Genomic DNA, 23,250 nt, shown 5'->3' with positions numbered 1-23,250 from the left:
AGAAAACCCGCCCGGACGACCATCGGCGGCGCGGCTGTCGTCTGCTTTCCCCACCCGTGTCATCCCACCTGTTCTGGAGCTTCCATGAGAGACAGACGGACGACCATCTTCTCCGTCCTGCTCGCCGCCACCCTCGCGACGACCTTCGCACCCGCACCCGCCCTGGCCGACCCGGCCGGTGTCACGGCCCAGGCCGAACCTAACCAGGTAAAGAACCTCACGGTCGTGCAGGGCGACGGCTACGCCACCCTCGCCTGGACCCCGGTCGAGGGCGCCACCGACTACCAGATCGAGCGCACCCCGGTCGCCGCCGACGGCTCGGCGACCGGCCCCGCCGTGATCACCGGCGTCTGGCGGCCGAACCGCCAGATCAACAACGAGTCGCCGACCTTCGCCGACGCAGGGTTCAACCCGGGCACCCAGTTCCAGTGGCGGGTCCGCGCCCGCTTCGGGACCACCGCCCAGCCGTACTCGGAGCCGGTGTCCGGCACCACCTCGGCCCCCTGGGGCGACCCGAACGTGCCGGGCGAGAACCTGCGTACCCAGTGGGAGACCACCCTGGCGGCGCAGTACACCAGTGACGTCAACGAGTACGCCTACACCGCGGCGCTCGACGCGGCCAGCGACCGCGTCCGGGTGACCGAGATCGGCAAGACCGTGCTCGGCCGCCCGATCAACATGTTCGTCCTCGGCTACCCCACCCCGCCGGCCACCGCGGAGGCGGTGGCCAAGACCTCGCCGCTGCTGATCAACTGCAACGTGCACGGCAACGAGCCCGGTGACCGGGAAGCCTGCCTGATCATGGCACGCAAGCTGGCCTTCAGCAACGACGCCCGGACCATCGACCTGCTGTCGCACACCACCGTGCTCATCGTGCCGACCATCAACGGCGACGGCCGGGCGGCGAACACCCGGGGCAACTCCACCGGGCAGGACCTGAACCGCGACTACTCGCTGATCCGCCAGCCGGAGACCGCGGCGTTCGTGCAGATGCTGCGCGACTACCACCCGGTGGCCAGCTACGACGGCCACGAGTTCGGCAACTCCAGCGCCGGTGACCTGCCGATGCTGCCGCCGCGGCACCAGAACGTGGCCCAGTCGATCTTCGACGAGTCGCAGCACATGATCGAGGGCCACATGTACACCGAGGGCGCCAAGGACGGCTGGTGGCCGTGCCCGTACGGGTGTAACGGCGGCGGGAGCGTGGGCCTGAGCGAGGAGACGATCCTCCGTAACACGGCCGGGCTCAAGAACGTGGTCAACTCCCTGCTCGAGCTGCGCAGCTCCGGCGGCACCACCCGGCCGGACGAGGGCAACACGGCGAACAACCGGCGGCGTAAGACCTACTCCGCGCTGTGGACCTTCAACCAGTTCCTCGACTACCACCGGGCGAACCTGAAGGAGATCACCACGGCGCGGGCCGACGCGATCACCTTCCAGGTGTCGAACACCGGCCGGATCGTCTTCCGCGGCTCCCGCCCGATCGAGGCGCACCCGGCCCCGCACCCGGGCGAGGCCCCGCCGCCGATCGACGCGCCGAAGGACAACCTGATCCTCGACACCGCGCCGTGCGCGTACAAGCTCACCGAGGAGCAGTACCACGGGGCGCGCACCGATGGTCCCGCCGGCCGGGTCACCACCGTGGCCGAGCGCATCGCCGCGCACGGCTGGCAGGTCGTCAAGACCTCCGACGGCTACGTCGTCCCGCTGGCGCAGCCGGAGCGGGGCCTGATCCCGCTGCTGCTCGACGGGCTGGGCGTCGAGAAGTTGGTGGACGCCGAGCGCGTCTACCCGACCCTGACCGGCAAGCACAACGGCAAGCTGGTGGTCTCCGGCTTCGCCTGCCTGAAGGACGCCACGGTGACCGGCCCGGTCCGGGTCCAGCCGGGCGCCACGCTGGTCGCGACCGGTACGTCGTTCACCGGCCCGGTCGAGGCCACTGGTGCCGCGGGTGTCTTCCTGACCGACAGCAAGGTCGTCGGCCCGGTCCGGGTCACCGGCACCACCGGCCCGGTGGTGGTCGTCGACGCCACGGTCGACGGTCCGGTCGTGGTGTCGGACAACCGGGCCAACGCGCCCCTGGTGGCGGCCAACACGGTGACCGGCCCGCTGGAGTGCAGCGGCAACGCCGCGGCCCCGGTCAACCTCGAGGTGGCCAACTCGGTGCAGGGCCCGAAGCGCGACCAGTGCGCGAGTCTCTGACCCGCTGATCGTCGTACCGGCTGGGCCGGCCTCCGGGCCGGGCCAGCCGGTACGGCCCAACTGACCTGGAGTACACCGTGGACCAGCCCCGCATCCCACCTTCCCGCCCCCGGTCCCGGCGGCCCGGCCGTCGTCTCCCCGGGCGCCGGCTGGCCGCCCTCACCGCGCTGGGCCTGTCCCTGGTCCTCGCCGGTTGCACCGGCGCCGACACCACCACCAGCGGCGCGGCCGCGGCGGCCGGCGGCGGGACGGGGGCGGCCAGCGTCCGCGGGCCGCTGTGCGACGCGCTGCCCGCCGGCACCGAGCCGGGCAACCCGGCGTCGCTGGCCGGCAAGCCGCCGGCGGAGGCCCTGCAGTGGCTCCCGGTGCTCACCACGTTCGAGGCGGCGGTACGGGCCGCCGGCCTGACGGCCGAACTGTCCGGCAAGACCATCCTCGCCCCCACCGACGACGCCTTCGCGGCGCACTTCTCCGAGGACAACCTGGACGAGCTCTTCATCGAGGACAAGGACAAGCTTCGCGGCCTGCTCCGCGAGCACCTCGTCGCCGGATCGCTGTCGCTGTCCGACCTGGTGGCCGCCGGCGAGGTCACCACGCTCGCCGGGACGAAGATCAGGGTCACCGGCGGCGGGACGACGGCCCGGCTGGCCGACAGGGCCGACACCGTGTGCGCCGACTACCGGGCCACCGACGCCCGCATCCACATCATCAACCGGGTGCTCGGCAACCTGCCCGTCACCGCGGGCACGGGCCACAAGAGCCACTGACCCGCGCACCCGCGTACGCGAGAAGGCCGCCGGCCCCCGCAGGGGTCGGCGGCCTTCGCCGTCAGCCGGAGGTCAGCGCTTGTCGGCCGGGACGTAGTCCCGCTCGGCGGAGCCGGTGTAGATCTGGCGCGGGCGGCCGATCTTGGTCTCCGGGTCGTTGATCATCTCGCGCCACTGGGCGATCCAGCCGGGCAGCCGGCCCAGGGCGAAGAGCACCGTGAACATCTTGGTCGGGAAACCCATGGCCTTGTAGATCAGGCCGGTGTAGAAGTCCACGTTCGGGTAGAGCCGGCGGGAGACGAAGAAGTCGTCGGCGAGGGCGATCTCCTCCAGCTGCATCGCGAGGTCCAGCAGCGGGTCCGGCTTGGCCATCCGGCCGAGCACGTCCTGGGCGGCCTTCTTCACGATCGCGGCACGCGGGTCGTAGTTCTTGTAGACCCGGTGGCCGAAGCCCATGAGCTTGACGCCGGCCTCCTTGTCCTTCACCTTCTGCACGAAGGAGCGGACGTCCCCGCCGTCGGCCTGGATCCGCTGGAGCATCTCCAGCACGGCCTGGTTGGCGCCGCCGTGCAGCGGGCCGAACAGGGCGTTCACTCCGGCCGACACCGAGGCGAAGAGGTTGGCGTTGCTGGAGCCGACCAGGCGCACGGTGGAGGTGGAACAGTTCTGCTCGTGGTCGGCGTGCAGCAGGAACAGCATGTCCAGCACCCGGGCGACCACCGGGTCGACCTCGTACGGCTCAGCCGGCACGCCGAAGGTCATCCGCAGGAAGTTCTCGACGTAGCCGAGCGAGTTGTCGGGGTACAGCAGCGGCTGGCCGATCGACTTCTTGTACGCGTACGAGGCGATGGTGGGGACCTTCGCCATCAGCCGCACCGTGGACATCTCCACGTGCTCGGAGTCGAACGGGTCGAGGCTGTCCTGGTAGAAGGTCGAGATCGCGCTGACCGCCGACGAGAGCACCGCCATCGGGTGCGCGTCGCGCGGGAAGCCGTCGAAGAAGCGGCGCATCTCCTCGTGCAGCAGCGAGTGCCGCCGGATCCGCTCGCTGAACTCGGTCAGCTGCTGCTGGGTCGGCAGCTCGCCGTAGATCAGCAGGTACGAGACCTCCAGGAAGGAGGACTTCTCGGCCAGTTGCTCGATCGGGTAGCCCCGGTACCGCAGGATGCCCGCGTCACCGTCGATGTACGTGATCGCGGACGAGCAGGACGCGGTGTTGACGAAACCGGGGTCGTAGGTGGTGAGACCGGTTTCCTTGAGCAGGTTGCCCACCTTCATCCCGGCGGGCCCCTCGACCGCGGGCTGCACCGGCATCGACAGCTGGCCACCGGGGTGGTCGAGCTTGACTTCCGTCATCTGTTCCTCGCTTCGCCGGCAAGATCTTCGTTGAGTTGCCTTCGCTTTTACCGTACTTACGGTCCGGAGGACACCGCTCGTCGTGGTTCAGTGGTGAGGTATGCGTCACCCGATTCCCGACCGGCCGGCCGGGAAACCCCGGGCGACGGCGACCACCCCGGGGCAGCGGGGTGGTCGGCAGGCTGCCGAAGCGCGAGGTGAGCAGTCAGGACAGGCGGAGGCGTCGGAGGCCGCCGTCGGCACCCACCAGGTAGAGGTCCAGGCGGTTGGCCCCGGCGACGAAGAGCCGGTCGTCGGGAAGGAAGGCGGCGAACCGCCGGCCGCCCTGGTCGGGCGGGACGACCGGGACGACCGCGCCCACGGTGCCGTTGACCGCCACCGCGAGCTTCGTCCCGTCCCGCACCGAGGCCGGCACGGTGCCCCAGACCAGGGCCGGCAGTTCGCCCGCCGCGGGATCGACGGCGCGGAACGCCGCCAGGTTCGTCACGGTGGCCGTGCCGCCGGTCGGCTTGTCGCCGACCCGGGTGCCGACCAGCGGATCCGGGGCGGACGGGGCGGGCGGGGACGGCACCCCGCCCGCGATCGGCACCGGCTCGCCCGGGCGGTCGTAGAACAGCTTGTCGGCGCGGTCGCGCGGGGGCTGCTTCGCCGAGCGGCCGTCCATGTGCCACGGGACCCTGATGTGCGTCTCGTCGGCGATGGTGGGCAGCAGGTCGACGTGCTGCCAGTTCCGGTCGTCGATCCGGCCGGCCTGCTGGCCGGGCTCCTTGACGAACAGCGGCACCCAGGCGACCTGTTCGGCGGCGTGGTTGATGGCGTCCATCCCCCGGCCCTGCCAGTCGCGCAGGAAGCTCACCCCGTGATCGGCGGTGACCAGGACGAGGGCCTGGTCGTAGAGGCCGGTGGCCCGCAGCGCCCGCAGGGTCTCGCCGATCAGCCGGTCGGTGTAGCCGAGCTGGGCCAGGTGCCGCTGGCGGGCCAGGTCGACCCAGCCCGCGCCGTCGTTGGGCAGGTCCTCCGGCGCGGCGTACTGCGCCCCGGACGGCAGGTACCGCCAGGGCGCGTGCGGCATCAGCAGGTGCAGGAAGTGCAGGGTGGGGCGCGACGAGGGGCGCAGTCCGGCGAGGAAGCTGGTGAACCGGGCGGGTTGGTTGTCGTTCAGGGCGTCCCACCGGAACTTCGGGTCCGCCGGGACCGGCTCCGCGGCGTCCAGCCCCGCCTCGGCCCGGGTCAGCTCGCGGTACGAGTTCTCCGGGTCGACCTGGCTGTCCACCGGCGCGGTGACCTGGCGCAGCAGCTTGCCGCTCTCCCGGACCAGCACGCCGAGTCCCTGCTCCGGGCTGGCCGGCTGGTCGCACCGGCTGGGCGGACAGAGCCGGGTGATGCTCTCCTCGGCCTTCACCTCGTACAGCCCGCCCAGGGCGGTGAACAGGTTGTCCGGGTACCGCGAGTAGTGCGGGGCGACCGGCTCCGCCGGGTAGCGGCCGCTCAGCATGGCCGGCAGCGCGTACGGCGTCCAGCCGCTCACCCCGGTGGCGTTCCGGTACCAGGTCGACCCGGCCGCGAGTTCGGCGAAGTGCGGGTACCGGGTGGCGTCGATCCGCCCGTCCGGGCCGAGCAGCGAGACCAGCGGCAGTTCGTCCAGGACGATCATGACCACCGGCGGGTGGGTGCCCGCGCCGGCCACCCCGGTCGGCCCGGCGTGTCCCCGGGGCAGCACCACCGCCGAGGCCGGCGAGGCGAAGAGGAACAGGCCGACGAAGACCACGGGCCCGGCCGCGGCCACCCGCAGCACCCGGCCCGGGGCCCGCCACCGCCGGTGCGCGACCGCCGCGGCGACGCCGACCATGCCCGCCAGCACCAGCAGCGGTACGCCCCGCAGCGGCGTGGCGTGCCGCCCCACCTGGACGGCGAGGGCAGCCAGCAGCAGCCCCACCACGAGGGTGTGCACGGCCGCCCGCACGATCCGCCCGACCGCCAGGCTGACCGCGCCCAGCAGGGCGAACGGCACGGTCGGCACGACGGCGATCAGGGCCACCAGGAGCAGCACGTCGGCCGGGGAGGCGCGGTGGAACAGGAAGAAGTCGGGGCTGCGGCCGAGCACGTCCAGCAGCGGCTGGGTGACCACCAGCCCGACCAGCGCCACCACCTCCAGCGACCGTCCCAGCTCGCTCCGCCACGCGCTCCGCCGCCCGGGCCGCGCGGGCGTGGCCGGGCGGGCCTCGGGCGGGGTGAGGGTGCGCTCAGCCACCCACCACCACCTGGTAGAGCGTCCGGGTGCCGGACGGCAGCTCGACCCGGCGGACGGTCCGGCCATGGGCCGTGAGCAGCCGCTCGAACGCCTCGCGCCGGTAGTCCGGGAAGAGCCCGTCCGGCCGGTTGGCCAGCAGCCGGCGGGCCATCGGGTCCTCGGCGTGGACGAACTCCACGACCAGCGTGCCGCCCGGCGCAGTCAGCCCGGCGAGCTGGTCCAGCACCTCGGCCAGCGGGACGTTGCGGCCGATCGCCAGGTGGTGCACCAGGGCCAGGGCGAGCACGAGGTCGCCCCGCGCCCGGTCGGCGAAGCCGGCCCGCTCGACGCCCCGCCAGCCCCCGCCCGGAGACGGATCGGCCAGGTCCATCACCAGCGGCAGGATCCGCCGCTCACCCTCGGTGCGCAGCGCCCGGTAGAGCGCGTCGACCACCGCCGGGTCCTGCTCGACGGCGACCACGTACTCGGCGTGCCGGGCGACGATCCGGGCGTACCGGCCGTCGTTGGCGCCCAGGTCGAGCGCCAGGCCCGGCGTGGCCTCGGCCGCCGCCCGGTCGACGAGGCTCTCCTTCGCCCGCCGGTCGTGCACCGAGTACGCGCAGGTGCGCTGGTAGTCCGACCAGTGGCTCTCCCCCGGCCGATGATCGAGCCGGCGGACCAGCCTCTCCAGGCCGCGTACGGTCGCCAGCACCAGTTCACGGGAGTAGCCGGCGGCCCGCAGCTGGGCGCGGACCTCGCTGGTGCTGGTGCCCGCGTGGCGGGCCTGCATGGCGCCGTGCAGGTGGACGTGGGTGGGCACCCCGGCGCGCAGCCGGCGCACGCCGGAGAACAGGCGGCGCATCTGGTCCGCCTCGATGCCGTCGATCCGGGCCCGCAGCCAGGGCTGGAAGTCCAGCCCGAGATGGGCCTGGAGCAGCAGCGGATAGAGCAGGGTCTGGCAGAACTGCCGGTACCCGGCCCACGGCTCCCCGTCGCGGGCCGGTTCGAACGAGCCGACGTCGATGAAGACCGGCGCGGTGCCCCGCCACTGGAGGTTGTACGCCGAGCCGTCCTTGGTGGTGAAGCCGGCGGCCAGCGCGGACCGGAGGATCTCCAGGTGCAGCAGGGCGGCCTCGCGCAGCATCCCGTACGACCACTCGTACGGGTGGGACACGAACGGGATGCGCTCGTGCCGCAGCACCGCGGCCCACGGCACGTCGACCGGGGTCGGGACGAGTTCCTCGGTGCCGCACACCTTGCCGGCGGCGAGCAGGTCGCGGAAGAAGTCGCTGGCGGCGAGGGCCCGCCAGTCGCGGGCGGACCGCTCGTCGAGACCGCGAAGCACCTCGCCGCGCCGATGCAGGACCCGGTTGCCCGGATCGCGGAAGGAGCCCGGATCCACCCGGGTGCCGAGGTCGGAGACGGCCACGCCGATCAGCCCTGGTCGGTGGGCTGCCGGCGGAAGCGGTTCACCAGTCGTCGCCAGTAGAGTTTGGCGGCCACTGCCGCTCCGGCCACCCCGCCGACCACCGCCTGCACGATGAGGCTGCCGGATCCCGCATCCAGGTAGGCCAGGTGCGTCACGGCTGCTCCCTTCCCTCGCCGTTGATGGAGGCCGGCCCGATTTAGCCAATTACGCGCCTTAAGCCGGACTTGTCCTCCACCGTACCCGCCGAGGCCCCGCGGAGTGGCCGCACGGGTCACTCGGCCCCCGTCCGTTACGTTCAAGACACCCGGCCCGGCGGCCCCTACCGTCGGCGGGCATGACACCGCACTTCGATCTCGTCGGCATGGTCGTCACCGACATGGGCCGCACGCTGGACTTCTACCGCCGCCTGGGGGTGCCGCTCCCGGCCGGCGCCGAACGCGAGCCGCACGTGGAGGTGACCCTGGCCAACGGCGTCCGGCTGGCCTGGGACACCGTGGCGACGATCCAGGGCTTCGACCCCGGCTTCGCCCCGCCCACCGGCAGCCCGCGCACGAGCCTGGCCTTCCGCTGCGCCGACGCGGGCGAGGTCGACCGCTGGTACGCCGAGCTGACCGCCGCCGGCCACCACGGGCACCTGCCGCCCTGGGACGCCGACTGGGGCCAGCGGTACGCGGTCCTGCACGACCCCGACGGCAACGCCGTCGACCTGTTCGCCCTCCTGTAAGGAAGGGCCCCTTGTTAACGCCTGGTGCATAACAAGGGGCCCCTCCTTACAGCTGGGCGGGGCGACGGACGGTCAGGGCAGCAGGTGGGTCGGGGGGACTCCGGCCAGGTCCTTCACCTCGCGGGTGAGGTGCGCCTGGTCGGCGTACCCGGTCCGGGCGGCGACCTCGGCCAGCGGGGTGCCGGCGCGGGCCAGGTCGAGGGCCCGGCGCATCCGCAGGATGCGGGCGAGGGTCTTCGGCCCGTACCCGAAGAGGGCCTGGCTGCGCCGGTGCAGAGCCCGGGCGCCGAGGCCGACCTCGGCGGCTGTGGCGGCCACGGTGGCGCCGGCCGCCAGCCGGGCGGCGACCCGCGCGCCGAGCGGATCGGGACCGCCGGCGGCCCGCAGCCGCGCCACCGCGACCGCCTCCAGCAGCGCGGCGACCGGCACGGCCGGGAGGGTTTCCGGGCCCGCCGGCACGGCCTCGGGCAGCTCAGGACAAGCGGGTGGCCCGGTCCGACGCGACCAGGGTGCAGGGGCGGCGGCCGCCTCCCGCGCGGCGTCGACCCGCGCCGTCAGCTCGCCGGCCGCCCGCCCCCACAGCTGGGCGAAGGGAACGCGTTCGTCCCGCAACTCGTCGGCGGGCACCCCGAACACCGTGGGCCCGACGCCCGGCGGTAGGCGCAGCCCGACCCAGCGCTCCCCCGGTGCGCTGACCGAGAGGTGGGCGGTCCGGTCCGGACCGGCGACCAGCAGGCCAGACCGGCTGGACCAGAGCAGGTCCAGGCACCCGTCCGGCAGCACCCGGGTCGGCGCCCCGCCGGCCGCGACGCCGCACCACACGACCGCGCCACGAATCCCCGTCGCCGCCCACTCCCGGTACATCTCTTCACCCTGCCACGCCGCGGGGGCCGGGCCGGTGGCGGTCGCTTCCGGTGCGGGCGCGGTCAGCAGACTCTCGGTCTTGTCCATGGCGGCCAGCCTTCGGTGCCCCGCTGGCCCGGCCCCATGAACGACCTATGCGTCGGAGGTGGACCCCGGCAGCCGCACCGTGAAGACGGTACGGCCGGGTCGGCTGGACACGTCGACCCGCCCGTGGTGGGCCTCCACCACGGCGGCCACGATGGCCAGGCCGAGGCCGGTGCTGCCGTGCGTCCGGGAGCGGGAGCTGTCGCCGCGGGCGAAGCGCTCGAAGACCTCCGGCTGGAGGCCGGTCGGGATGCCGGGGCCGTCGTCGCTGACGGTCAGCTCGACGCCGTCGGCCACCGACGCGAGCCGGGTGGTGACGGTGGTACCCGGCGGAGTGTGCACCCGGGCGTTGGCGAGCAGGTTCGCCACCACCTGGTGCAACCGGTGGGCGTCGCCGGTGACGCTGACCGGCTCGTCGGGCAGGTCGAGTTCCCAGCGGTGGTCGGGGCCGGCCACGTGCGCGTCGCTGACCGCGTTCACGACCAGGGCGGTGAGGTCCACCGGCTCGGCGGCGAGGGGTCGGCCGGAATCGAGGCGGGCGAGCAGCAGCAGGTCGTCGACGAGGCTGGTCATCCGGGTGCTCTCCGACTCCACCCGGCGCAGCGCGTGCGCCACGTCCGGCGGCACCTCGTCCCGGCCGCGCCGGGCCACCTCGGCGTACCCCCGGATCGCCGCCAGGGGGGTACGTAGCTCGTGGCTGGCGTCGGCGACGAACTGGCGTACCCGGGTCTCGCTGGCCTGGCGGGCGGCGAGCGCGGCGGCGACGTGGCCGAGCATCCGGTTGAGCGCACCGCCGACCTGACCCACCTCGGTCCGCGGGTCGGTGTCGGCCGCCGGCACCCGGACCGACAGCGCCACCTCGCCGCGGTCCAGCGGCAGTTCGGTGACCCGGGTGGCGGTGGCGGCGACCCGGTTCAGCGGGCGCAGCGCGGCCCGGACGATCAGCGCGCCGAGGCTGCCGGCGATGAGCAGCCCGGCGGTGACCACCCCCGCCTGGGCGACCAGCATCCACATGACCGTCTGCTCCACGCCGGACAGCGGGATGGCCACGGCGATCAGGTCGGAGTCGGGCATCTGCCGGGCCACCGCGCGATAGTCGCCCCGGCCGTCGAGGTCGACCGTGTGCGGCCGGCCGTCGGTGGGAAGCGCGGCCAGCGGGGCGACCTGGGCGGCGGGCACCTGCTCGAGGCCGCCGCCCTCGGCCCGGGTCGTCGCCTGCGTGGTGCCGTGGGCGACGCGCACCGCGATCGAGCCCGGCGGGAAGCCGCGTGGCGGCTCGGGGGACGCCGGCTCGCTGGCCCGGCCGGGCCACCGCTGGTCGCCGGACTGGCGGAACCAGGACGGCACGTCACCGGGGCGGCGGTCGCCCAGTTTGAGCTGGTTGTCGACCTGGGCCACGAGGAAGTGCCGCAGGGCGATCGTGGTCAGCCCGCCGATGCCGACGCTGACCACGGCGAGCAGCGCCACCACGGAGAGCACCAGGCGGCGGCGCAGCGACCAGCCCGCCAGCCAGCCACGCAGCCGCCCGGCCCGGTCACTCCGCGGGCTTGAGGACATAGCCGGCGCCCCGCAGCGTGTGGATCATCGGCTCGCGGCCCGCGTCGATCTTCTTGCGCAGGTACGAGATGTACAGCTCGACCACGTTGGCCTGCCCACCGAAGTCGTAGTTCCAGACCCGGTCGAGGATCTGCGCCTTGCTGAGCACCCGGCGCGGATTGCGCATCAGGTAGCGCAGCAGCTCGAACTCGGTCGCGGTGAGGGTGATCAGGTCGCCATCCCGGCGTACCTCGTGGCTGTCCTCGTCGAGACTGAGGTCGCCGACGATGAGCACGGCATCCTCGCGGGTGGCGACCGCGAACCCGGAGCGGCGCAGCAGGGCGCGCAGCCGGGCGATCACCTCCTCCAGGCTGAACGGCTTGGTGACGTAGTCGTCGCCGCCGACGGTCAGCCCGGCGATCCGTTCCTCCACCGCGTCCCGCGCGGTCAGGAAGAGCACCGGCACGGTCGGGGCCTCCTCACGCAGCCGGCGCAGCACCTGGAACCCGTCCAGGTCGGGGAGCATGACGTCGAGCACCACCGCGTCCGGCTTGAACTGCCGGGCGGCGCTGATCGCGGTCATCCCGTTGCCGGCCGCGGCCACCTGCCAGCCCTCGTAGCGCAGGGCCATCGAGAGCAGGTCGGTGAGCGTCGGCTCGTCGTCCACCACCAGCACGCGCACCGGTTCGCCGTCCGGTCGGCGCAGCTCGATCCGGCCCTGCGCGGCCTGCCCCTCCATAGCCATGTCCCCCATCGTGGGCGTGTCCGCTGTGCCGAGGCTGTCCCGATCCTGTGTACCAGCTGCGCGGCCCACCGGCCGCCCCCTGACGGGGCGTGGCGGGGGTCGGGTGACCCACCGACCGCCTGCTTCCGCGATCGGCTGTAACCCTGAGTGCAGGCCATTGCTGGAGGCGGCTCTGTCACGTCGCGTGACGGCACTGGTCGTGCCCACCCTGCGGGGCCGCCCCCGCGCCAGCCGCGCGACCAGCGGAAATCCATGATCAGAGCCGGGCACCACACCCACCTTCACCCGCCCTTTGCTCTGCAGCCACCTACGCAGCGGGGAACTGTGCGTGGCTGCTGCGTATATGGCTGCAGAGCAAAGTCAGGTCTGCCCCGCCTCCGTGGCGGGAGGAAACGTGACAGGGAGTTACGGCTCACCGTACGCCCGGCGGAGTCCGTGCGGACGATCAGCTGCGGCACTCTCTCACTCGGTAGCGCCGAAGGGGTCGGTGCGCACGTACCGCATGGTCCAGGTGCCCCAGCCGTCGCGGTGGTCGCGTTCGTAGAGGTGGTCGGCCTCGCCACCGCCGGGGGCCGGGCGGTCGGGGTGGCGCATGATCCACCGCTGCGGCGGCCCCCCGTCAGGATCGGCGGGCAGGTCCCGGACCAGGTCGTCGGCGGGCCCGCCGACGAACCGTACGCGTACCAGAGCCACTCCCGCCCCCTCCGCTCGCGCCCGCCGGCACGCCACGTCACGGCGTCCCTGCCCGGGAAGCTACCCGGCACCGGCCGGTCCCGCACCGGGAACCCCCGGCGGTTTGCCCTGCTCGGGGCCCGGGTACCGCGAGCGCAACACCGGTGTGCGAGCCGGCGGACGGCGACGAGGGCGAGGCGAGGCCGATGCGGACGCTGGGCGGGCGGTACGAGCTCGAACTGCGCGTCGGCGTCGGCGGCATGTCGGAGGTGTGGCGGGCCCACGACCTCGTCCTGGACCGGACCGTCGCGGTGAAGCTGATCTCCCCCGGGCTGGACGGCGAGGCCGGCTCGGCCGAGCGGATCCGGGCGGAGGCCCGCGCGGCCGCCCGGCTCGTGCACCCGAACGTGGCCAGCGTCCACGACTTCGGCACCGCCACCGCCGCGGACGGCCGGGAGCTGCCGTACATCGTGATGGAACTGGCCGAGGGCGAGACCCTCGCCGCGCACCTGCGCGGGGGACCGCTGGACTGGCGGATCGCGGCGCGGGTCTGCGCCGAGGTGAGCGCGGCGCTGGCCGCCGCGCACGCGCACGGCATCGTGCACCGTGACGTGAAGCCGGCGAACGTCATCCTCGCCCCGTCCGGCGTGAAGGTGCTCGACTTCGGCATCGCCGCCCCGACCGGCACGCCCGACCACACCCCGGACGGCATCGTGCTGGGCACCCCCGCGTACCTGGCGCCGGAGCAGCTCGACCGGCGGCCGGCCACTCCCGCCGCCGACCTGTACGCCCTCGGCGTGCTGCTCTACTACTGCCTGACCGGCCGGCTCCCGTACGCCGCCGGCAGCACCACCCAGCTGCTCGGCACGCGCCGGCGCCGGCCGCCGGAGCCGCTGCCCGAGATCGACGGCCTGCCCGCCGAGGTCGCCGACCTGTGCCGTCGCTGCCTCGCCGAGGAGCCGGCCGCCCGGCCGACCAGCCTGATGGCCGCGCTGCTGCTCGCCGAGGTGGTGGACGCCCGGGTGTACGTGCCGATGCTGGCGGCGCCGCCCCGGCATCGCCTGGCACCGGTGCCCCGGTGGACGGACCGGGCCGCCGCAGAGGCCACCGAGGCGATGGCCGCCGATGCCCGCGGGACCGGGGCGATCCGCTGACGCCCGCCCGGCCGGCGCGCCTGGCCGAGGCACCCGGCCCGAGCCCGGTTTCGGGGTGCGGGGGCCGGGTAGCCGGGCGGGTGACTGACGGGAGGAGCGCGATGCCGAATCCGAGTTCCTGGCTGCCCGAGAAGGCCACGGCGACCGCCGCGGGGGGTCATGTACGCACCGAGGACGGCGGGCTCTCCACGGCTCTGGCGTCCCCACTGGCGCCGCACTGCACCGGTCTGACGCCCGAACAGCTGCTGGCCGCCGCGTTCGCCTCCTGCCTGCACCACGCGGCGGTGGAGGCGGCCGCCGAGATCACCGACGAGGCGCACACCGTCGAGGTGACCGCGGAGGCGAAGCTCGGCCGCGACGACGACGGCCGGTACCGGGCGGACGTGCACGCGGAGATCTCCTCCGCCGGGCTGACCCGGAAGCAGCTGGCCGACCTGGTCGCCAACGCCGACCGGCTCTGGCCGTTCTCCAGCGGCGACGCCAGCCGGCACCGGCTGACCGTCACGCCCGCCGAGAACGGGCGGCGCTGACGCGTCACCAGCGAAAGCCGGCGGTCACCGCCCGGTGGTCGCTGTCCGGGGTGCGCAGCACCCCCGCCCGGGTGGGGGTGAGCCCTCGGTAGAGCACGTGGTCGGGCCGGGTCACCGGCAGCTCCGCCGGCCAGGTGAAGCCGAAGCCCTGTCCGGCGTCGGCCTGCGCGTCGCGCAGCAGCCGGGTGAGCGGGACGAAGACCCGGTCGGTCGGGGCGGTGTTCAGGTCACCGAGCACCACCAGCCGGGACGCCGGGTCGGCCCGCACGGTGGCGGCCAGCGCGGCGAGGGTCTCGTCGCGGGTGGCGGTGTGCCCGGCGCGGGCGGAGCCCAGGTGGACCACGTACACCACCAGGTCGCCCTGCGGGGCGGCGACCACCGCGCGCAGCGCCCGATCCCAGCCCAGACCGGTGTCCACCCCGACGGAGTCCCGGATCGGCCAGCGGCTCCACAGCGCGACCGTCGACACCGCGGCCCGGTGCGGGTACCGCTGCCGCAGCGCGGCGTCGACCCGGTCGTCGTCGTCGACCTCCTGCAGCCCGATCAGGTCCACGTCCACGGCGGCGAGCGCGCCGACCGTCGCGGCCGGGTCGGGATTCCCGGAGCGCAGGTTCTGGCTCGCCACCCGGAGCGAGGGCGGCCCGGCGCCGGCCGCGGACGGCAGCCAGACGCCGCCGTAGAGCCCGACCCAGACGACCGCGGGCAGCAGCACCGCGAGCAGCGCCCACCGGGAGCGGCGCAGCAGCGCCGCGAGCCCGAGCAGGGGTACGCCCAGCCCGAGCAACGGGGTGGCGCTGTCGAGCAGGCTGCCCAGGCCGTGCACGTTGGGCACCGCCCGGTGGCCGACGAGCAGCAGGGCGAGCAGGACGGCGACGGCGCTGACCACCAGCCCTCGCCGGTGCCGGCGCCCGGCCGGATCACCGGCAGCCCGCTCATCGACCATCTGCTCCGTCACCGTCCGCATCGTATCGAGCCGGGGTGGCCGCGGTGGCCGAGATCCCGGTACACCCCGACCACGATCCGGCCGGTTCCACCGGTGGAGTCACGGGCCACAGGTGACGGGGGTACACCTCGGCCGAACGGAGGAGACACGATCGAACCAAGGCAAAAACGATCATCAGTGCCCTTCGTTGGGCCGTTTCCGGCATTGTCGGAAAGTTCGAAAAGCCGGAAGGACCCTTTTCATGATTCGCTGAGCGTAATGACCGGGCGGATCATGGCAAATTGTGGCGCATGCCACTAACCAGCCTGGTGGCAAGCGTCGCGAAGCTTTCTAGCCTCTCCGGGTGCACCCCGACTCCCCCTCGCCCCAGAACCAGACCGCGACCTGCGTCTGTGGCCTGACAGTTGACCCGGCATCAGCCAAACGGAGGACCGCCCGGCACCGGGCCGCAAGGCCGCGGCGCGGCCAGCTCACGTCGACCCCCGCCCGGGTCACCCTCGCGGCCGGCGTGGCCTGCTGCCTCGGCCTGATCGGCGTCGTCGGCACCAGGGACACCGGGCAACGCCACGAGCCGGTCCGCGAGGTGCTGGCCGACCGCGCCGCCACGCAGGAGCGGGCTTCCCGGGCCTTCGAACGGACCGCCGCTCCCCCGGTCGCCGTGCCGGTCACCCCGATCCCGGTCGCCACCCCCAGTCCGACCCCGACCAGGAAGGCGCCGAAGAAGCCGTCCCCGCCCAAGCGTCCCCGCCCGGTCGCCGGTCTCGACCAGCGCCAGATGGACAACGCCAAGGTGATCGTCGACGTCGGCCGGGCCATGAAGATGCCGCGCCGGGCACTCGTCGTGGCCGTCGCCACGGCCATGCAGGAGAGCGACCTGTACAACCTGGCCAGCGACGTCCTGCCGGAGTCATCCGACTACCCGCATCAGGGCAGCGGCTCCGACCACGACTCGGTCGGGCTGTTCCAGCAGCGACCCAGCAGCGGCTGGGGCACCGTCGCCCAGCTGATGCGGCCGGCGTACGCGGCCCGTGCCTTCTTCACGGCGCTCGCCGAGGTGCCGGGCTGGGCGGAGCTCAGCCTGACCGAGGCGGCCCAGGCGGTGCAGGTCTCCGCCTTCCCCGACGCGTACGCGCAGCACGAGGAGCGCGCCACCACGGTGGTGGCCGCGCTCGTCTGAGCCGGGCTCAGGCGGCGCTCCGCTCGGTCGGCCCGGTCGCGGGATCGCCGGGAGCACCCGTGGCCGCCCGGGTCGCCGGCACCCCGGCCGCGGCGGTCGGGGTGTCCGACGGGACCGGTTCGACGCGTGCCCCGGAGAGGATCTCCGCCACCAGGGCCTCCCGGCGGTGCCGGGCCAGCAGCGCCGCCTCGACGTCGCGGCGCGCCCGCAGCGCCTCCGCGTACGCCTGCTCGCGGACCCGGCGGGCCTCCTCCCGAGCGGCCTCCAGCTCACCGCGCGCCCGGGCCAGCAGTTCGGCGGCCTCCCGCTCGACGCGCGTCGCACCGGCCCGCACGGCCGCGGCGTCCTCGTCCGACGCGGTCCGACGGCGCAGGAAGTCGCACAGGTGCGTCGCCTCCTGCCGGATCCGGTCCCACTCGCGACCGGAGCCGGCGGCGCTCTCCGCGCGCGCCGCGAGCCGGACCAACCGGATCCCCAGCTCATCCAGGCAGGAGTCCACCTGCCGCTGGTCGTAGCCGGTCTCAACCACGGAGAACCTCATCCTTGTCGCCCCCCAGGCAGCTGGTGTTTCTTCCCCACCTGCCGATGGTGCTCGGTGGCGGCCACGGCCGCGGCGGTTCGCCAAAAATGTTCAGTATCCGAGCCCGGGGCCGGCCTCCGGCTCAGGAACGCTTCGGCAGCACCACCACACGCCCGAAGAACTCGTCGATCCGGTGCACCACGTCGTTGAAGGCGTCCAGGTCCATCGGCTTCGTCACGTACGCGTTGGCCTGCAGGGTGTAGCTGCCGAGGATGTCGGTGTCGGCGTTGGAGGTGGTCAGCACCACGATCGGGATGGTGCGCAGGTCCTCGTCCTGCTTGACCGTGCCGAGCACCTGCCGGCCGTCCATCCGGGGCATGTTCAGGTCGAGCAGAATGACGTCGGGGCGCCGGGCTTCGCGGTGCCGCCCCTCGCGCCGGAGGAACTCCATCGCCTCCTGGCCGTCGTTGACCACGTCGATAACCTTCTCGACGTCGGAGTCGGCGAGGGCCTCCTCGATCATCAGCACGTCCCCCGGGTCGTCGTCCACCACGAGGATGCGCACGGGGCTCTGGGTGCCTGGACCCATGGGATTACCTGCTTCGTCTCGGCGGCTCAAGGACCGGGTGGTCACCTGATGGCGGGGAAATGTAACCGATCACGGGCCGGCCGGCGCGGCCGGGTCCGCAGCATCTTCCTCGTAGCGCAGTACCTCCGCCAAGCCCGTCAGCTGGAGCACCCGGGCCACCCGGCCGGTCGCGGTGAGGCGTAGCCAGCCTCCCGCGGCGGAGGCGCGGTTGTCGCCACGGACGAAGGCGGCGATGCCGGTCGAGTCGCAGAACGCTGCCCGAACAGATCTTTTGCAGTCCAGCAATTGTACGCGGTCCCCGGGACAAGGGAGGGCCCCCGACCCTGGGACCAGGGGCCGGGGGCCGGGGAGGGTGGCTCAGGAGGCCGGGACGGGTTGCCGGCGCGGGCCGGACTCGCGCAGCTCCGCCGTGGTCGGCGACTCGGCGTCCTCCGGGGTGCCGGAATCAGGCGTCTGGAAGAGATAGCGGACGAAGTTCCCACCCGCCTCGTTGTCGTCCGCTCCGGGCCACTGGCCCACACAGTCGACGCCGATCACCTCGCGGCCGGTGCCGTCGGGCTCTTCCAGCAGCGCCCACAGCGCCACCGGGTAGCAGCGGGTGGCCTCCGGGGTGACCTGCCACCGGGCGTACCAGCCGGGGCGGGCGGGGACGATCTCGATGATCCTCTTCATGACGACCTTTCCTTCCGCGTGCGTCGGAAGTCTTCCGGTCCACTCCGATCGTGGAACACCGGCGGGTGAGGAGTCCTCACCCCCGTCGGATGAAGCTCACCGACCGCCCGGTCCCGTTTCCTTCCGCCCGGCGCCGGGAAGGCGACCCGCGGAAGGCGGAACCGAGGAGGAACGAGGTGCGACGATGCGCAAGCAGATGGAGGGCGACAACCAGCGCCGCCGGGCCCTGGCCCGGGAGGCCCGGGAGCGCGGTCGGCGGCCGAGCCAGACCGGTGCCAGCCTGAGCGCGTCCAAGCAGATCACCTCGCTGGACCAGCGGGAACGATCCGGCCCGCCCCCGGCGGGGCGGCACAAGCCCGACACCACGCGTGGCGGTCCGGCACCGCCGCCGGCCGGTGTCCCGGAACGTCCTCGGCCCCGCCCGGACGAGGCCCCGGGTGCCGGGCGGGTGACCACGCTGGGCTACCGGGATCTCGTCGAGGACGTCAGCCGGCGGGCCGGGGTCGACTTCTCCACCGCCAAGGTGGCGGCGGAGGCGACGGTGCTCGCGCTCGCCTGCGCGCTGGACGAGGCCGCGCGCCGACGGCTGCTCGAGGCGGTGCCGCTGAAGCTGCACGACGTGGTGCCGGTGGAGGGCGTCGGACGACACCGGGACCTGCCCGGCTTCCTGGCCGAGGTGGGCCGCCGCAGCCGCCTCACCCCGGAGCAGGCGCGCTACCAGGCCGAGGCGACCCTGGCCGCGTTGGCGGACGCCGACGGCGAGCTGGTCGAGTCGCTGCACGTACCGGACGGGCTGCGGGACCTGCTGGCGCCACCGTCTCCCGGCGGCGGCCTGGTGGGGCCCAAGTCCGCCACCGCGCCGCTGGACGAGCAGGAGCTGCGCGACGTGCTCGCCCGGCTGCCGTACTGGTCCAGTGACCGGCAGTCGCTGGTGCGCACCATCGAGCTGCCGGCCGGCAACCTGGACCGGGTGCTCGACCGCCTCGACCAGCTCCGGGCCGAGACCGGGCGCGCCCCGCAGATCGGCCGACCCGACCCGGACAGCGCCGTGATCACGGTACAGACCCAGCAGGTCGACGGGGTGACGGCGCTGGACGTGGACCTGGCCCGGCGGATCGACGACGCCATCGACGAGGCCGGCGCCGGCATCAACGCCGGGTGAGCCGGCCCCGGGCCGGCGGGCACCGCGCCCGCCGGCCCGGACACCGGCTGACCGTGCGCCCCTACATCGTGTGGATGATCAGCCCGATGTGGGTGAAGTAGTTCAGCGCCCCGAACAGGGTGAAGGCGATGCCGGCGATCGCCCAGGCGACCCCGACGATCGCCAGCAGCACCCGGTTCAGCCGGATCAGGGCGAACGGGGTGAGCACGGCACCGATCCCGACGAGGACGTAGAGGCCGGAGATGAAGGTCGCCTCGATCAGCGGGTACTCCGCGAAGGCGCCCGAGATCGGCTCCTGGGGCGGCGCGGCGAAGAGGGTGTAGGTCCACCCGGCCGCGGCGATGCCGAAGCAGGCCAGCCCCAGCGCGAACACGAAGATCGAAATCGGCCAGAGCAGGCGGCGCACCTGCTCGGTCCGGAGCCCGCCGTCCTCCAGCGACGCCTCGGCGAAGACCGCACCGCGCCGCCAGAGGACGATCGCCGCACCGAGCATCAGCGTCCCGAAGCCGAGCGCCGGCTCGCCGAAGATGATGTTGTCGAAGGCGAAGCCGCCGGGCGCGAGCGGCCAGGTCAGCGTCATGTGCAGGCCGGTGACGAAGAGGATCGCGCCCAGGATCGCGAAGGCGATCGCCCAGCCCTCGGTGGCGATCGGCCGGTCCGTCATCATCTGCCAGCCGAGCGCCACGATCAGCAGCAGGCCGACCCCCGCGGCCAGCGCCATGATCGTGTTGTACGTGGGCATCTCCGCCCAGTTGATTTTCAGGCCCTGCTGGGCCAGTGTCCCGGACATCCCGTCCTCCCTCGCCTACGCTGCCTCTGCCGCACGGGCCACGCGCGTGGTGCGGCGGAAACGCACGGGCGGGTTCCCGCAATCGGGGGAGGAAAACCAGCGGCGGTCGGGCTGGGCGTCCGACCACCGGGCCCGGGGCCGTCACCCGCCGTGGGTCAGCCGCGGTGCACCACCTCGGGCGACTCGCTCTCCAGCGGTACGGCGTGCGCCGGCACCAGGCCGAGCCGCACCGCCGGGCGGGGCAGGCTGGCGTCGAGCAGCCAGTCGGCAGCCACCCGGGGCCGGTTCCCCGGCATGGCGAACAGGTGGTATCCGCGGGTGACGGCCTTCGCCGGCAGGCCGGACAGCGACACCTTCAGCGGGTTGGCCGCCGCCTCCTTGCCGCCCAGGTCGACCACCCAGCCCAGGTCGTAGTGCTTGTACGGCTTCCGGGTGCCCTGCCCGTACGAGGCGGCGATGTTGTGCGCCGCAAGCTTGCCCTGGCGCTGCGCGTGCTGCGCGGTCATCGCACAGATCTGCCCGGGCCGGCTCGGGTCGGGCACCGCCGCCGCGTCGCCGCAGGCGTACACCTCGGGGCGGCCGGGCACGGTGAGGTACTCGTCGACCACCAGCCGCCCCCGCTCGGTACGCAGTCCCAGCTCGGCGACGAACGGGTCGGGACGCACCCCGACGCACCAGATGAGGCTGCACGTGGGGACGTACTCGCCGTCGGTGAGCATGACCCCGTCCGGGGTGGCCTCGGAGACCGAGGTGCCCATCCGCACGTCCACCCCACGCCGGCGCAGCACCCGGTCGGCGGTGGTGGACATCCGCTGGTCCAGCTCGGGCAGCACCCGGGGCGCCACGTCGAGCAGCATCCAGCGCGGGCGGACCTTGAGGTGGGGGCGCTGGGCGATGAGGCGGTCGGTGAAGAGCTGCCCGTGCGCGGCGACCTCGGTGCCGGTGTAGCCGGCGCCCACCACCACGAAGGTGGTCCGCGCCCGCTGCTCGGCCGGGTCCTCGGTCAGCTCGGCCAGCTCGATCTGCCGGACCACGTGATCGTGCAGGTAGAGCGCCTCGGGCAGGCCGCGGAAGCCGTGCGCGTACTCGGTCACCCCGGGGATGGGCAGCAGCTTGTTGACGCTGCCGACGGAGAGCACCAGCCGGTCGTACGCGAGCCGGCCGTGGTCGCCCTCCGGCGAGTGGTAGCCGACCCAGCGGTTCTGCAGGTCCACCTGGTCCGCCTCGCCGATCACCACCCGGACCCCGTTCAGGGTGCCGGCGAGCGGCACGGCGATCCGGGTCGGCTCGACCACCCCGGCGGCAACCTCGGGCAGCAACGGCAGGTAGAGAAAGTAGTCGGTCGTGTTCAGCAGGACGATCTCCGCCCGCTGGCCGGCCAGCCGGCTCAACGTCTTCGCCGCGTGGTATCCGGCGAACCCGGCCCCCACGATCACCACACGAGGTTTCGTCATGCCCGCTGCCGTTCCCGTCGCCACGCCCGGCAAACGTAGCGGTCGCGGGCCGACTCCTTCCGTCGGGTGAACATAGACAGCGCTACATGCGGCCGGGCAGCATGCGGTCATGAACAGTCACACCGGACACGGGCATCCCACGAGGACGACCCGGCGCACCTTCCTGACCGCCTCCGCCGCGGCCACCGCCGCCACCGTCGCCGCGCCGCTCGCCGCCACGCCGGCCGCCGCCGAGGAGACCGTCTCGCCCCCCGGCCCCGGCCATCCGCTACAGCCGCAGCAGCCGGACCGGGAGCTGACCGCGCTGCTGCGCGAGGTCGACCGGGACCGGATCGAGGCCACCGTACGCCGGCTGGCCGCGTTCGGCACCCGGCACACCCTCTCCAGCCAGGACGACCCCGTCCGGGGCATCGGCGCCGCCCGGGACTGGATCTACGACCAGCTCTCCGGGTACGCCGCCGCCTCGGGCGGCCGGATGACCGTCGAGCTCCAGTCGTACGTGCAGCAGCCCGCCTCCCGGATCCCGACCGCCACCAGGATCACCAACGTGGTGGCCACCCTGCGCGGCGACGTCACCCCCGACCGGGTGTACGTGATCACCGGCCACTACGACTCCCGCGCCACCGACGTGATGGACGCGGTGAGCGACGCCCCGGGCGCCGACGACGACGCCTCCGGCGTGGCGGTGGTCATGGAGCTGGCCCGGGTGATGGCGACCCGGCGCACCGAGGCCACCATCGTCTTCGCCGCCGTCGCCGGGGAGGAGCAGAACCTGTACGGCTCGGCGTACCTGGCGAAGCAGCTCAAGGCGGCCGGTGCCGATGTCCAGGGGATGTTCAGCAACGACATCGTCGGAAGTAGCACCGCCGACGACGGCACCCGCGACCCGCGTAGCGTCCGGCTCTTCGCCGAGGGCGTGCCGACGGCGGAGACCGCGTCCGAGGCGAGCACCCGGCAGTCCGTCGGCGGCGAGAACGACTCGCCCTCCCGACAGCTCGCCCGGTTCGTCAGCGACGTGGCGGACAACGGGGCCACCGGGATGCGGGTCCGCGTGATCTACCGCCGGGACCGTTACCTGCGCGGCAGCGACCACATCTCGTTCCTGCGCGAGGGCTGGCCGGCGGGCCGGTTCACCGAGCCGAACGAGGACTTCGCCCACCAGCACCAGGATGTCCGGGTGGTCGACGGCGTCCAGTACGGCGACCTGCCGGAGTTCTGCGACTTCGACTACATCACCCGGGTGGCCCGGGTGAACGGCGCGACGCTCTGGTCGCTGGCGCAGGCGCCGGGCACCCCGAAGCGGGTCACGGTCGTCACCACCAACCTGACCAACGACACCACCCTGCGCTGGCAGCGCGGCCCCGAACCGGACCTCGCCGGCTACGAGGTGGTGTGGCGGGAGACCACGGCCGCCGAGTGGCAGAAGGTGCTACCGGTCGGTGACGTCACCGAGGTGACCATCGACCTCTCCAAGGACAACGTCTTCTTCGGCGTACGGGCCGTGGACCGGGACGGGCACCGCAGCCCGGTCGCCTTCCCGAAGCCGGGCAGCTGACCGGAACACCACGTCGCGGGCCCCGCCAGCATCGGACGCTGGCGGGCCGACGTACACGAGGATGCCGACTTCTTCTATCGCTCCGGCCGGGGCGG

At 73.6% G+C, this 23,250-nt stretch carries 23 protein-coding genes; 8 read left to right on the top strand and 15 right to left on the bottom strand.

What is annotated here, in order from left to right; genetic code table 11:
• Positions 1–84: 84 nt before the first annotated feature.
• Complete coding sequence (locus ABZ570_RS28345; RefSeq protein WP_358070086.1) at positions 85–2,202, top strand: M14 family zinc carboxypeptidase; 2,118 nt, start codon at positions 85–87, stop codon at positions 2,200–2,202.
• A gap of 77 nt (positions 2,203–2,279) precedes the next feature.
• Entirely contained in the window at positions 2,280–2,969 is a 690-nt protein-coding gene (locus ABZ570_RS28340) for a fasciclin domain-containing protein (protein ID WP_358070083.1), read from the top strand.
• Positions 2,970–3,041: 72 nt separating this feature from the next.
• Here the strand turns inward: ABZ570_RS28340 and ABZ570_RS28335 are convergent, their stop codons facing one another.
• The 4 genes from ABZ570_RS28335 to ABZ570_RS28320 all read right to left on the bottom strand — a co-directional run bounded on the left by ABZ570_RS28335 (position 3,042) and on the right by ABZ570_RS28320 (position 8,139).
• On the bottom strand, positions 3,042–4,325 hold the full coding sequence (locus ABZ570_RS28335) for a citrate synthase (protein ID WP_358070080.1): 1,284 nt from the start codon (positions 4,323–4,325) through the stop codon (positions 3,042–3,044).
• Positions 4,326–4,530: 205 nt separating this feature from the next.
• Positions 4,531–6,576 (bottom strand): sulfatase-like hydrolase/transferase, encoded by a 2,046-nt coding sequence (locus tag ABZ570_RS28330; RefSeq protein WP_358070077.1) that lies wholly within the window; start codon positions 6,574–6,576, stop codon positions 4,531–4,533.
• Positions 6,569–7,984, bottom strand: coding sequence for a methyltransferase domain-containing protein (locus ABZ570_RS28325; protein WP_358070074.1), 1,416 nt, complete (start codon positions 7,982–7,984; stop codon positions 6,569–6,571). The genes ABZ570_RS28330 and ABZ570_RS28325 overlap by 8 nt, the downstream gene beginning before the upstream one ends.
• Positions 7,985–7,989: 5 nt before the next feature.
• Complete coding sequence (locus ABZ570_RS28320) at positions 7,990–8,139, bottom strand: hypothetical protein (RefSeq protein ID WP_358070071.1); 150 nt, start codon at positions 8,137–8,139, stop codon at positions 7,990–7,992.
• Positions 8,140–8,318: 179 nt separating this feature from the next.
• On the opposite strand from ABZ570_RS28320, the gene ABZ570_RS28315 reads away from it, so the two are divergent.
• Positions 8,319–8,708, top strand: a complete 390-nt coding sequence (locus ABZ570_RS28315) for a VOC family protein (RefSeq protein ID WP_358070068.1) — start codon at positions 8,319–8,321, stop codon at positions 8,706–8,708.
• A 72-nt stretch (positions 8,709–8,780) separates the two neighbouring features.
• Here ABZ570_RS28315 and ABZ570_RS28310 read toward each other — a convergent pair whose 3' ends face one another.
• From ABZ570_RS28310 to ABZ570_RS28295, 4 genes are all read right to left on the bottom strand, one after another.
• Entirely contained in the window at positions 8,781–9,572 is a 792-nt protein-coding gene (locus ABZ570_RS28310) for a helix-turn-helix transcriptional regulator (RefSeq protein ID WP_358070095.1), read from the bottom strand.
• 132 nt (positions 9,573–9,704) lie between these two features.
• Positions 9,705–11,213 (bottom strand): ATP-binding protein, encoded by a 1,509-nt coding sequence (locus ABZ570_RS28305; protein ID WP_358070065.1) that lies wholly within the window; start codon positions 11,211–11,213, stop codon positions 9,705–9,707.
• Entirely contained in the window at positions 11,191–11,931 is a 741-nt protein-coding gene (locus ABZ570_RS28300; RefSeq protein WP_358070092.1) for a response regulator transcription factor, read from the bottom strand. The genes ABZ570_RS28305 and ABZ570_RS28300 overlap by 23 nt, the downstream gene beginning before the upstream one ends.
• A gap of 468 nt (positions 11,932–12,399) precedes the next feature.
• Positions 12,400–12,630 (bottom strand): hypothetical protein, encoded by a 231-nt coding sequence (locus ABZ570_RS28295; RefSeq protein ID WP_358070062.1) that lies wholly within the window; start codon positions 12,628–12,630, stop codon positions 12,400–12,402.
• A gap of 185 nt (positions 12,631–12,815) precedes the next feature.
• Between ABZ570_RS28295 and ABZ570_RS28290 the strand changes: the two genes are divergently transcribed.
• Positions 12,816–13,763 carry a serine/threonine-protein kinase gene (locus tag ABZ570_RS28290; protein WP_358070059.1) on the top strand — a complete coding sequence of 316 codons (948 nt, stop codon included), beginning with the start codon at positions 12,816–12,818 and terminating at the stop codon, positions 13,761–13,763.
• 101 nt (positions 13,764–13,864) lie between these two features.
• Positions 13,865–14,293, top strand: coding sequence for an OsmC family protein (locus tag ABZ570_RS28285; RefSeq protein WP_358070056.1), 429 nt, complete (start codon positions 13,865–13,867; stop codon positions 14,291–14,293).
• 4 nt (positions 14,294–14,297) lie between these two features.
• On the opposite strand, the gene ABZ570_RS28280 is transcribed toward ABZ570_RS28285, so the two are convergent.
• Positions 14,298–15,248: an endonuclease/exonuclease/phosphatase family protein gene (locus tag ABZ570_RS28280; protein ID WP_358070053.1), complete on the bottom strand. Its 951-nt coding sequence runs from the start codon at positions 15,246–15,248 to the stop codon at positions 14,298–14,300.
• Between the two features lie 385 nt (positions 15,249–15,633).
• Between ABZ570_RS28280 and ABZ570_RS28275 the strand changes: the two genes are divergently transcribed.
• Positions 15,634–16,413, top strand: a complete 780-nt coding sequence (locus tag ABZ570_RS28275; protein WP_358070089.1) for a hypothetical protein — start codon at positions 15,634–15,636, stop codon at positions 16,411–16,413.
• Positions 16,414–16,420: 7 nt separating this feature from the next.
• Here ABZ570_RS28275 and ABZ570_RS28270 read toward each other — a convergent pair whose 3' ends face one another.
• The 4 genes from ABZ570_RS28270 to ABZ570_RS28255 form a co-directional block, all read right to left on the bottom strand.
• Complete coding sequence (locus ABZ570_RS28270; RefSeq protein ID WP_358070051.1) at positions 16,421–16,954, bottom strand: ATPase; 534 nt, start codon at positions 16,952–16,954, stop codon at positions 16,421–16,423.
• Between the two features lie 121 nt (positions 16,955–17,075).
• Positions 17,076–17,522, bottom strand: a complete 447-nt coding sequence (locus tag ABZ570_RS28265) for a response regulator (RefSeq protein WP_358070048.1) — start codon at positions 17,520–17,522, stop codon at positions 17,076–17,078.
• Between the two features lie 69 nt (positions 17,523–17,591).
• A complete protein-coding gene (locus ABZ570_RS28260; RefSeq protein ID WP_358070045.1) occupies positions 17,592–17,807 on the bottom strand; it encodes an STAS domain-containing protein in 216 nt (71 codons plus the stop codon).
• Positions 17,808–17,879: 72 nt separating this feature from the next.
• On the bottom strand, positions 17,880–18,194 hold the full coding sequence (locus tag ABZ570_RS28255; RefSeq protein ID WP_358070042.1) for a hypothetical protein: 315 nt from the start codon (positions 18,192–18,194) through the stop codon (positions 17,880–17,882).
• Positions 18,195–18,378: 184 nt separating this feature from the next.
• Here ABZ570_RS28255 and ABZ570_RS28250 point away from each other — a divergent pair, with 184 nt between their 5' ends.
• The gene (locus tag ABZ570_RS28250; RefSeq protein WP_358070039.1) at positions 18,379–19,356 is read left to right on the top strand and encodes a DUF2267 domain-containing protein; all 978 of its coding nucleotides are present in this window, start codon (positions 18,379–18,381) and stop codon (positions 19,354–19,356) included.
• Between the two features lie 61 nt (positions 19,357–19,417).
• On the opposite strand, the gene ABZ570_RS28245 is transcribed toward ABZ570_RS28250, so the two are convergent.
• Complete coding sequence (locus ABZ570_RS28245) at positions 19,418–20,146, bottom strand: DUF981 family protein (RefSeq protein WP_358070036.1); 729 nt, start codon at positions 20,144–20,146, stop codon at positions 19,418–19,420.
• 155 nt (positions 20,147–20,301) lie between these two features.
• Positions 20,302–21,600 (bottom strand): NAD(P)/FAD-dependent oxidoreductase, encoded by a 1,299-nt coding sequence (locus ABZ570_RS28240; RefSeq protein ID WP_358070033.1) that lies wholly within the window; start codon positions 21,598–21,600, stop codon positions 20,302–20,304.
• A gap of 109 nt (positions 21,601–21,709) precedes the next feature.
• Here ABZ570_RS28240 and ABZ570_RS28235 point away from each other — a divergent pair, with 109 nt between their 5' ends.
• The gene (locus ABZ570_RS28235) at positions 21,710–23,155 is read left to right on the top strand and encodes a M20/M25/M40 family metallo-hydrolase (protein ID WP_358070030.1); all 1,446 of its coding nucleotides are present in this window, start codon (positions 21,710–21,712) and stop codon (positions 23,153–23,155) included.
• Positions 23,156–23,250 lie beyond the last annotated feature (95 nt).

The organism is Micromonospora sp. NPDC007271, from assembly GCF_040634005.1.
GTDB lineage: Bacteria > Actinomycetota > Actinomycetes > Mycobacteriales > Micromonosporaceae > Micromonospora.
Note: the sequence above shows the minus strand (reverse complement) of the source record. Positions and strands in the feature narration are given on the sequence as shown.